Raw genomic sequence first — 2,364 nt, forward strand, 5'->3', positions numbered from 1 at the left:
GGCGCGCACCAGCTCGCCGAGCCGCACCATGTGCATGGCGAACTTCGTGTCGAAGCCGTACTCCGCGAGCAGGACGCCAGGCATCCGGTTTTCGGCCCCTCAGGGTCGGATTCCAGGGTCGGGTCGGGGCCGTTCCCCGATGTGCCGGGGGTCGTTCCGGAGCCAATATTGAGCCATGACGAACAGCGTGTACACCCCCCAGGCCACCAAGAAGCTCTACCGCAGCCGCACCGACAAGATGCTCGCGGGCGTCGCCGGCGGCTGGGCCGCCTACCTCGGCGTCGACGCAGCGATCCTGCGCATCGCCCTCGTGGCCGGCGTCTTCTTCACCGCCGGATTCGCGATCCCGCTCTACGCCGCCGCCTGGCTTCTGACTCCGGAACAGCCGGGCGAATCCTGAACGGGGGCAGATCGCGTTTAGCCCGCTAAACGCGATCTGACGTTGGCAGGGGGACAAAGGTGGGAAGCCCGGGCTCGGGGAGGCCCGGGCTTCTCGCTTTTCCGGAGTTCTGCCGCGAGAGCGCGCCTTCGCCGTTACACTTCCTCTGACTTTGTCACAGGGAGTGGGAAGCGGGGGCCTCCATGGCCAAGTATCTGAGCCTCAGCGAGTACAAGCGGATGCTCGACGGCGCGCTGGACGACTTCCACCAGGCGCTCACCAAGCGCTGGATGGAAGACGCCGTCGACGCCATGACACGGCTCTCGCCCGCCGTGCCGTGCTCCGCGGAACCCTGGGCCTGGCAGTGGCCCGCCGAATCCTACGGCCACCTCTCTGGCGCCGACGACTTCTGCGGATACCTGACCTGGGTCATGGACGGTATGCACGGCCACTACAAGGACGTCCACTGCGACGGCTGGAACCCGCAGACCCAGAGGAACGTCGAGTGCCACGTCGAACGGAACCTCGCGCAGATCGAGCGGCTGGCCTGGAACCGGCGGCAGGAGTTCGCCAAGTTCGTCCCGCAGCTGGAGGGGCCCGACCTCGCGAAGCTGGAGGCCGCCCACAACACGTTCCTGAACGTCGCCGGCAACCTCGGCTTCCACGACAAGAACGGGCGGGTGGCCGAGCTGCTCGGTCAGGGCGTGGTCGTCCGGAACGTCGAATGGCTGGCCGGTACGACCAGCGCGAACGAGGAATGGTTCATCGAGTGGACCGGACTCGCCGCCAAAGCCTTCCGTGAAGGATTCTTCGCCTCGATCGCGCCGACCATGGCGCACCAGTCACTCATCCTCGCCAGCCTGTCCACGCTCTACTCCGCCCGCGCCGCGACCATCCAGGCGACCCGGCTCAACATCATCAAACGGCTCAACTGGGCCACCAAGAAGCTGGACGAAAAGGTCACTCTCAAGGTCTTCACCGCGGACTCGATCCTGGAGAAGGTCGACGGGGCGAAAACACTGCACGGGATCGCGACCAATCTGCTGTCCGCGGGGGCGAAACTCAGCAAGGTCGTGAAGACCGTCGACGAGGCGGGCGGGAAGGTTCTCGGCCCGGTCGGCGCCGTCCTCGACCTTGCCGTTTTCGCCGGCGGGATCATCAAGGGACTCACCGTCGAACAGGACGCCATGTCCCTCCAGGACATCCTGCAGAAGCTCACCACTTCGATCCAGGACGAGCACAACGCCTTGTCCGGTCTCGAAGCCGACTTCGGCTCGAACGTGCTGGCCCTGCAGAAGGCGATCGCGGGGGTGCACAGCTACGAGCTGGAGCTCTACGACCTCACCGCGAACACGCTGCCGAACCAGACCGACCGGGCGAAGTACAAAGGGGTCAGGGTCGAGGTCCACTTCCTGTTGCGAGTGGCGCAGACCTGCTTCGAAGCGGCCGAAGCCTATTCGGCACAACTGGGGATCCTGGCCGAGGCCGACGGCGCCGACCGGCACCTCGCGGGCCGCGACGAGCAGACGTGCACGGGCGACGACACGACGTTGGAGATCCGCGACGCCGTCGAGCAGTTCATGAGGACGAGCTGCGCGCGTTTCTTGCTCGCCGGTGAGCAGCTCAGGAAGGCGGCCGATGCCTACGCGCGGATCGACGGCGAGCTTTCCGAAGACCTCAAGAAGCTGTTCGCCGCTTGGGAAAGCGCCAACAAGGACCGGGGGAAGATCGATCCCAATCCCGAGACGGTCGAACGGGAGAATCCCGCCACGGAGGCGGGCGGTACCGACCGGACCGGCCTCGAGCCGAGGAAGCCTTCGGAGCCGAACTCCACCGATCCGTACGAGACGGACCGCCGGAAGCAGGGCGGCAAGTACGCGGTGGACGGGCAACGGTAGCTACCGGCCCGAAGTCCGTGATCGCCCGGTTCGCCCCAGGTGCACCAGCAGCCAAAACGACGGCGTGTCGAGCGTGGAGGATTTGGG

2 protein-coding genes are annotated in these 2,364 nt (G+C 66.2%); both read left to right on the forward strand.

The window, feature by feature from the left end:
- Window positions 1-175 precede the first annotated feature (175 nt).
- The gene (locus AVR91_RS40485; RefSeq protein WP_007033414.1) at window positions 176-400 is read left to right on the forward strand and encodes a PspC domain-containing protein; all 225 of its coding nucleotides are present in this window, start codon (window positions 176-178) and stop codon (window positions 398-400) included.
- A 182-nt stretch (window positions 401-582) separates the two neighbouring features.
- Window positions 583-2,277, forward strand: coding sequence for a hypothetical protein (locus AVR91_RS40490; RefSeq protein ID WP_063277363.1), 1,695 nt, complete (start codon window positions 583-585; stop codon window positions 2,275-2,277).
- The last annotated feature ends 87 nt before the right edge of the window (window positions 2,278-2,364 follow it).

The sequence above is a fragment of the Amycolatopsis keratiniphila subsp. keratiniphila genome (genome assembly GCF_001620365.2).
Classification (GTDB): Bacteria; Actinomycetota; Actinomycetes; order Mycobacteriales; family Pseudonocardiaceae; genus Amycolatopsis; species Amycolatopsis keratiniphila.